This is a genomic window from Paenibacillus sp. Y916, assembly GCF_056786435.1.
Map to the genome: position 1 here is coordinate 1 of NZ_JBXCJA010000030.1, position 598 is coordinate 598.

Annotated in this window: 2 rRNA genes; both read left to right on the forward strand. The window is 44.0% G+C overall.

Going from position 1 to position 598, the window contains the following annotated elements:
• A 16S ribosomal RNA gene (locus AC1TO9_RS24505) occupies positions 1–96 on the forward strand; the annotation flags it as partial.
• Between the two features lie 396 nt (positions 97–492).
• Positions 493–598: ribosomal RNA gene (locus AC1TO9_RS24510) — 23S ribosomal RNA — on the forward strand; the annotation flags it as partial.

The following is a 598-nucleotide window of genomic DNA, read 5'->3' on the forward strand; positions in this document are numbered from 1 at the left end:
CCGCAAGGGAGCCAGCCGCCGAAGGTGGGGTAGATGATTGGGGTGAAGTCGTAACAAGGTAGCCGTATCGGAAGGTGCGGCTGGATCACCTCCTTTCTATGGAGAATCGTTTCCTGAGACGGAAACATTCGAACACGGTGGCTTTTAGTCACCGTAAGACTTTACAATGTAAAGTCGCACACTCACTCGTGTTCAGTTTTGAAAGAGCAATCTTTCAAAACGTTATTTCTCTTGTAGAAATGACTTTGATCCTTGAAAACTAGATAACGAACGAATTTGTAAGTTAGAATGAACATTCTTTTATATTGATGTTTTGTTAACTTGTTAACGAAACAAAGTGTAAAAGTAGCTGGTGAGTATTCAGTTTACTGAATACAAACTAAAATGGTATGCGAATTTGATGTGATGATCGATCCTTTGGGAGCTTGTTTCAACCGTTTACGGGGGAAACATGCGGACAACAGAGCGAGCAGCACAACAAAAGAGCATCATGGTTAAGCTACTAAGAGCACACGGAGGATGCCTAGGCGCTAGGAGTCGATGAAGGACGTGGCGAACAACGAAACTGCCTCGGGGAGCTGTAAGCAAGCTTTGATCC